This window comes from Glutamicibacter sp. BSL13, from assembly GCF_052928425.1.
In genome coordinates this window covers 1-6,575 of record NZ_JAVGCZ010000125.1, presented here as the reverse complement: position 1 = coordinate 6,575, position 6,575 = coordinate 1, and the positions used below count along the sequence as shown (strand labels likewise).

7 protein-coding genes are annotated in these 6,575 nt (G+C 67.8%); 6 read left to right on the top strand and 1 reads right to left on the bottom strand.

The features are described from left to right. From RCJ92_RS14420 to RCJ92_RS14410, 3 genes are all read left to right on the top strand, one after another. On the top strand, positions 1 to 882 hold an 882-nt coding region (locus RCJ92_RS14420), incomplete at its 5' end, for a thiamine pyrophosphate-dependent enzyme (RefSeq protein ID WP_446754923.1). A 41-nt stretch (positions 883 to 923) separates the two neighbouring features. Beyond that, on the top strand, positions 924 to 2,063 hold the full coding sequence (locus RCJ92_RS14415; protein ID WP_446754922.1) for an endonuclease/exonuclease/phosphatase family protein: 1,140 nt from the start codon (positions 924 to 926) through the stop codon (positions 2,061 to 2,063). A gap of 93 nt (positions 2,064 to 2,156) precedes the next feature. Further along, positions 2,157 to 2,972: a hypothetical protein gene (locus tag RCJ92_RS14410; RefSeq protein WP_446754921.1), complete on the top strand. Its 816-nt coding sequence runs from the start codon at positions 2,157 to 2,159 to the stop codon at positions 2,970 to 2,972. A gap of 17 nt (positions 2,973 to 2,989) precedes the next feature. Here RCJ92_RS14410 and RCJ92_RS14405 read toward each other — a convergent pair whose 3' ends face one another. Then, entirely contained in the window at positions 2,990 to 4,246 is a 1,257-nt protein-coding gene (locus RCJ92_RS14405; protein WP_446754920.1) for a DUF445 domain-containing protein, read from the bottom strand. Between the two features lie 143 nt (positions 4,247 to 4,389). Between RCJ92_RS14405 and RCJ92_RS14400 the strand changes: the two genes are divergently transcribed. From RCJ92_RS14400 to RCJ92_RS14390, 3 genes are all read left to right on the top strand, one after another. Then, positions 4,390 to 5,259, top strand: coding sequence for a glycerophosphodiester phosphodiesterase (locus RCJ92_RS14400; protein WP_446754919.1), 870 nt, complete (start codon positions 4,390 to 4,392; stop codon positions 5,257 to 5,259). An 89-nt stretch (positions 5,260 to 5,348) separates the two neighbouring features. Continuing rightward, complete coding sequence (locus tag RCJ92_RS14395) at positions 5,349 to 6,029, top strand: hypothetical protein (RefSeq protein ID WP_138925453.1); 681 nt, start codon at positions 5,349 to 5,351, stop codon at positions 6,027 to 6,029. Beyond that, positions 6,022 to 6,575, top strand: a 554-nt coding sequence (locus RCJ92_RS14390) for an AzlC family ABC transporter permease (protein ID WP_446754918.1), incomplete at its 3' end; no start/stop codon positions are given. The genes RCJ92_RS14395 and RCJ92_RS14390, both read left to right, overlap by 8 nt.

Here is a 6,575-nt window from a genome sequence, read left to right as displayed (position 1 = left end):
GACACCGTGCTGGTGCTCGGTGCGTCGCTGAACCAGTTCCAGATGCGCTTCGGGCAGCTGTTCGACCCGGCGGCCCGGGTCATCCAGGTCGATGTCGCCCCGACCGCGACCAGCCCGCGCGTGGATGTCTTTGCCAGCGCCGACTCCGGACAGGCCCTGGACCAGCTGCTGCCCCTGCTTCAGGAGCGGGCCGGAGGGCGGCGCTACTGTGACGGGCTGGACCTAACGGCGGTACGTGCCCGCCCGGCCGGTGACCCGGTGGCCGCGGATGGGCTGCTGGATCCCCGTCGCGTGGCCAGTGAACTGGAGGAAATCCTGCCGGAGAACCGGCTGCTGGTGCAGGACGGCGGGCATTTCATCGGTTGGGGGCCCATGTACTGGTCCACCAGCGGCACCCGGTCGCTGAGCTGCGTGGGCACCGCCTACCAGTCCATCGGCCTGGGTGCGGCTTCCATGGTCGGCGCCGCCCCGGTGGCCGAGGGGCGCACCGTGGTGCTGGCCGCCGGGGACGGCGGGTTCCTGATGTCCCTTTCGGACCTGGAGTCGATCGTGCGGACCGTTAGCAGCGGGGTCATCGTGATCTATAACGATTCCGCTTATGGGGCCGAGATCCACCAGTATGGCTCGATTGGGCTGCACGAGGATCCGATGCTGATTCCGACCGTGGACTTCGCCGCCCTGGCCGCCGCCTTTGGAGCCACGGGGATCACCGTGAAGAGCGTAGCCGACTTGGAGCAAGTTCGTGCATGGGTTGGGGCAGGCGCCAACGGCGTCTGTCTGGTTGATGCGCGCATTTCCCCGTTGGTGCGCGCCCCCTATATGGAGGAAGTGCTTCAGGCCAACGCAAAAAGCGCCGCTGAGCTGGTATCACAATCTGATTAAGCCGCTGGAAATCCCCAACGCGTTCAGCGTAGGGTTGCCACGTGCAGTTTTTGTCGGTTAGCCTTGCAGCTTTTGGCCTGGGAAGCGCCCTGATCTTTCCCGCCACCCCGGCTGCCGAGCAGACCCCAAAACCGGTGGACTACCAGCAGTGCGGGATCTTCGACATTGAAGAGGACCCGGCCTACCCCTTCGGGGCCCAGTTGTTGGAGGACCTCTGGGTCGATTCACCGGATGGCAAACTGCGCGTGGCAACCTTCGACGTGAACCTCAGCGCCAAACAGCAGGGCCAGCTCGGCGCCGACCTGGCCGGGGGCGCCAGCACCGAGGCCGCGCAGGTGGCCAGGGCCATCCAGCAGGCGGACGCCGACGTGGTGCTGCTGACCGGCATTGACGCGGATGAGGCAGCGGCCCGCTCCCTGAACAACCAGTACCTGAAGCACGCCCAGGATGGTGGGCGGGCGGTGGACTACCCCTATGTCTACGCCGGGCCCACCAACAAGGGCATCCCCAGCGGCGCCGACCTGGACAACGACCAGGTGGTCGGCGGTCCAGCCGACGCCTGGGGGTACGGCGAATTCCCCGGGCAGGGTGCCATGGTGCTGCTCTCCAAGCACCCCATCGACGCCCAGCACGTGCAGACCGTGACCAAGCAGCGCTGGTCCCAGATGCCGGGGAACACCATGCCCCAGTCGGGACTCAACGGCACCATCGCCGAGGCCATGCCGGTCATGGAATCCGGACTCTGGGATGTACCTATCAAGGTGGGTGGCAGCACCGTGCGGGTCATCGCCGTGCAGACCGACCAGGTGCGCGAGGAACTGACGCACTCCGCGCCGCGGCACAGCGACCAGCTGCGCATCGTGGGCGATTGGCTTTCGGCGGCCGACTACCTGCAGGATGACCGCGGCGCCGCCCCCGGCAACCACCAGCCCTACGTCGTGCTGGGCGAGCTGGGACGCAACCACGGCAATAACCAAGCCGTGGATGACATGCTGGAGAACCTCGGGGTCGCCGAGCAGGGCATCCACGACGACACCAACTACATCCTGCCCGCCGACACCCTGGAGATCGCCCGTCACGGGAGCATCCGCGACCAGGAGATGACCCCGTCGAACCCCGGCACCGAGCAGCCCAACCTCAGCGGAACCCCGGAACTACTCTGGAGCGATTTGACCTACTAGCGGGTAACGCGGCGCGGCCGCAGCCGCACCCGGTCGATCCGAACCACGTTTTCCCTGCAAATTTCTAGCCTTGCTCGCTACAGTTGGTACATCATGAGCAAAGACCCCATCACCATGTCACTGATCGGACCCGACGGAAAACCCCGTTCCGGCGTCCAGCAGGCCATCCTCAAGGGCATTGGCGTGCAGCGTCCCATCGTGCTGGCCTACCTCAAGCGCCTGCACCGCAAGCACCCCCAGGCTACGGCGGCGGACCTGGCCAAAATCGTGGAACGGGACTACCTGGCGCTGGCCACGGGATCCGGTGCAGCGGTCGGCGGGACCGCCGCCGTGCCGGTGGTGGGAACCACCGCTGCCCTGGGGCTGTCCCTGGCCGCCACCCTCGGGTTCCTGGAGGCCAGCGCGCTCTACGCCCAGGCCCTGGCCGAACTGCACGGGATCGCCATTGAGGATCCGGAGCGCTCCCGGGTGCTGGTGATGGCGGTGCTGATGGGCGAGGAGGGAAGTTCGATGATTTCGGGCCTGACCGCCCAGGCCGCCGGCCGCGGCGGGGGACCGGTCAAGGGCTGGGCCCGGGCATTCGGGGCAGGACGCCCCACCAGCTTCTACACCTCCATGCAAAGAACCCTGCAAAAGAAGTTCATGCGCAAGATCCTGGGCACCCAGGCCGCCAGCATGCTGGGCAGGGTGGTGCCCTTCGGGATTGGGGCGGTCATTGGCGGAGCCGGAAACCGGTTCCTGGCCAAACGGGTCATTGAGACCGCCGCGGACGCGTTCGCCGGAATCCCCACGCTCAGCGACCAGCAGCTGGCGCTGGATGACCCGAACATCATCGACGCCGAAGTCATTGAGCCGGCTCCGCAGCCGGCCCTGCGCCGCAGCGGCCGCCGACGCCGGGGCGAGAGGTAGCCTGCCGGGCCGCCCGGCTATCCGGCCAGGAGCAGGATCAGCTGCCCTCCGGCATAGATGGCCACCCCGGCCAGGGCCCCGATGACGGTCCCGTTGATTCGGATGAACTGCAGGTCCCGGCCCACCTGCAGCTCCAGCTTCGCACTGGCCTCGGCCGGATCCCAGCCGCGCACGGTGTCGCTGACCAGAGCCGCCAGGGACTGTCCGTGTTCTGCGGTGAACCGCTGCACCACGGTGACCAGGCGGGTCTCAAGGCTTTGGCGCAGGGCCCGCTCACGCAGCAGTCGACGCCCAAAGTCCTGGACGGCTCCGTTCAGGGCCCGGCACAGTGGGGAATCGGGATCGGCCAGGGAGGCATCCAGGCCGGCCTTCAGTGACCCCCACCCGGTGACCGCAAGTTCCCGCAACTGCCGGTCCCCGAGCAGCGAGTGCTTGAACTGCTCCACCTTGGCTATGGTGGCCGGGTCGCTTTGCATGTCCCGGGTGAATCCGGCCAGCCAGTCGGTGACCGCCCGGCGCAACGGGTGGTCCCGGTCCCCGGCCACGGCGCTCAGCACCCCGCCCAGTTCGCGGTGGATCTTCTGCGCCAGCAGCTCATCCACGACCCGGGGAACCCAGGAGGGCGAACGTCCGGTGACCACCTCACGAAATACCTCCGGGTGCCCGGCCACCCACACCTGGGCGCGTTGGGCCAGCAGCTGCACGGCCGCCTCGTGGTGCCCGTCCTGCACCAGCTTGGCCCCCAGGGTGCCCAAGGTGGTGGACCACTGCGGGGCCACCATGTAGTCCCGGGCCAGGGCCTGCAGCACCGGCAGGACCTGTTCGTCATCCACCGTGTCCAGCATCCCCCGGGCCACCGTGCGCAGCTGGGCGCTGGCGGCGTCCGCTCCGGGCCGGCTGGCCAAGTAGCCGCCGGCGCGGGCCAGCAGCCTGGCTTCGAGCAGCTTGCGGCCCACCACCGCCGGGTTCAGGAAGTTTTCCTGGACAAAACTGCCCAACGAGGCGCCCAGTTCGTCCTTCTTGCGCTGAATCAGGTTCGTATGCGGAATCGGCAGGCCCAGCGGGTGGCGGAACAACGCGGTCACCGCAAACCAGTCGGCCAGCGCACCGACCATCCCGCCCTCGGCGGCCGCCCGAAGATAGGCGAAAGCGGGCCACTGGCCCTGCAGCAGCAGCCCGGCCACAAAAAGCACGAACATCAGCAGCAGCAGTGACAGGGCCACGCGTTTCATCCGGCGCAGGGCAGCGGCGCGCGGCTCCAAAAGCTGGGACATGCGCACCACTTTAACGCACGGTAGACCCTGGCACGCCGGGCCGGGGCCGGTGCGCCGACCATTTTTCGAAGTTCGCCGGCTCTTGGCCAACACACAACCCGAGGACCGTGCACCGGGCGGCGACTGGCCAGTAGCGTAGGGGCATGAGCACTCTCTTCTACGCCCACCGCGGAAGCTCGGCACAATTCGCCGAAAACACCCGTGCCGCCTACCTGCAGGCCATTGCCGAAGGCGCGGACGGAATCGAATGCGACGTGCACCTCAGCGCGGACCAGGTGGTGGTCTGCCACCACGACCCCACCGTGAACCGCACCTCCAACGGCGAAGGGCGAGTGGCCCAGTACACCGTCAAGCAGCTGAAGGAGCTGGACTTCACGGTGCTGCGTTCCACCCCGATTCCGGCCGCCTATGGGGACATCCACGAGCAGCTGCTCACCCTGGATGAACTGCTCACATTGATTGAGCACAGCAATGCCGCGGTGGGGCTGGCCGTGGAAATTAAGCATCCCAGTCCGGCTGGGCGCGGACTGGAAGACGCGGTGCTGCAGGTGCTCGACGCCCACGGGTTCAACCGCGAAACCGGCGCCGCCGGAAGCAGCGGGCAAATTCAAGTGAGCCTGATGAGCTTTGAGCCGGAGTCCAACCGCTACCTGGCGGACCTGGTCAACCGCAAACTGCTGTGCCAGCTGATCACGGAGGTGGACGCCGAATGGGTCGACGAACTGCTCTCCAGCGGGCAGACCGACCGTGCCGCGGTGTACCGGGTGCTGCAGCGTTCGGTCGAAGAAGGCCTGGAGCTGATCAGCCGCGGCACCGTGGGAATGGTCGGGCCGGGCGTGGCCTGGGTGCGCCGGAACGAGGACCTGGTCCGGCGGTGGATCGGTGAAGGCCTGGTGCCCCGGGTCTGGACCGTTGACGAGCCGGCGGACGCGCGCTACCTGCACGGCCTGGGGGTGCGCCAACTGACCAGCAACCATCCGGCCTGGCTGCGCGGGGCCACCGGCCTGGCCTAGACGCCCCGACCGGTGCACGTGCCTTCGGTTACGGTCGGTGAACCGGCTCAACAAACGTTTGCCGGTGATCTGCGGCTAAGCTGAAAAACGTGAACACGCCAACATCCCCACAGGAACAGGCCTACCTGTTCGACACCTACCTGTTTGAGAACGAGGCGGAGGTCATTGCCGCCGGGGCCGATGACGAGGGGCAGTACATCGCCCTGAGCCCAAACATCTTCCATCCGCGCGGCGGCGGCCAGCCAGAGGACACCGGGACCGTCAATGGCCAACCGGTCACCGTATCGCGCATTGAATCCCTGGTGGTGCTCCACGGAACCACCGGGCTGCAGGTCGGGGACCGGGTGGTGGCCACCATCGACGCCGAACGGCGCAAATTGCATGCCGCACTGCACACCGCGGGGCACCTGGTGGGGTTCGCCGGTGAGGAGCGCGGCTGGCAGCACCGCGGGCATTCGCACTTCCCGGGCCAGGCCCGCCTGGACTTCGATCCACAAAGCCTGGATGTGCCGGTGGAGCAGCCCGAGCAGCGCCAGGCGGCGGAGGCCTGGCTGCAGCGGCGGGTCGATGAGCTGCTTGCCGCCGGCACAGCGGTCACCAGCACCATCGCCGCGGATGGGACCCGCACGGTCAGCATCCAGGGCGTGAACAGTGAACCGTGCGGCGGCACCCACGTCCAGCACGTGTCCCAGTTGCGGCAGGTGCAAATTGGTCAGGCCCGCGTCAAGCGCGGGGTGTACAAGGTGCGCTACGATGCCGGACATGCCTAGGGGCAAACTGACGCCGGCGACCCGGATGGGCCTGTCCATAGCGATTGCCACCGGGCTGTACGGCATTTCCTTCGGGGCCCTGGCCATCGCCGCGGGACTGAACCTGTGGCAGACGGTGGCCCTGAGCGCGCTGATGTTCACCGGCGGTTCGCAGTTCGCATTTATCGGGGTGATCGCCGGCGGCGGGACGGCCTCGGCCGCCTTTACCGCCGCCTCGCTGCTTGGGGTGCGCAACGCGGTCTACGGCATGCAGATCAAGCAGGCGCTGCGTCCGCGGGCTGGCCAGGTGCCGCTGATGGCCCACGTGACCATCGACGAATCCGTGGCTACCTCGCTGGCCCAGTCCTCCCCGGCAGAGAAGTCCCGGGGGTTTTGGACCGCGGGTCTGGGAGTGTTCATCCTGTGGAACCTGTTCACCCTGGCCGGGGCACTGCTGGGAGAATCCCTGGGGGACCCGGCCGCCTGGGGGCTTGACGGCGCGGCCGTGGCCGCGTTCCTGGGCCTGCTCTGGCCCCGGCTGAAGGGCGCCGAGCCGATCCTGGTGGC

Bases quoted from the DNA above. Each gene is read 5' to 3' on its own strand.
- RCJ92_RS14405 (WP_446754920.1), bottom strand. From the start codon at position 4,246: ATGTCCCAGCTTTTGGAGCCGCGCGCCGCTGCCCTGCGCCGGATGAAA.
- RCJ92_RS14410 (WP_446754921.1), top strand. From the start codon at position 2,157: ATGAGCAAAGACCCCATCACCATGTCACTGATCGGACCCGACGGAAAA.
- RCJ92_RS14400 (WP_446754919.1), top strand. From the start codon at position 4,390: ATGAGCACTCTCTTCTACGCCCACCGCGGAAGCTCGGCACAATTCGCC.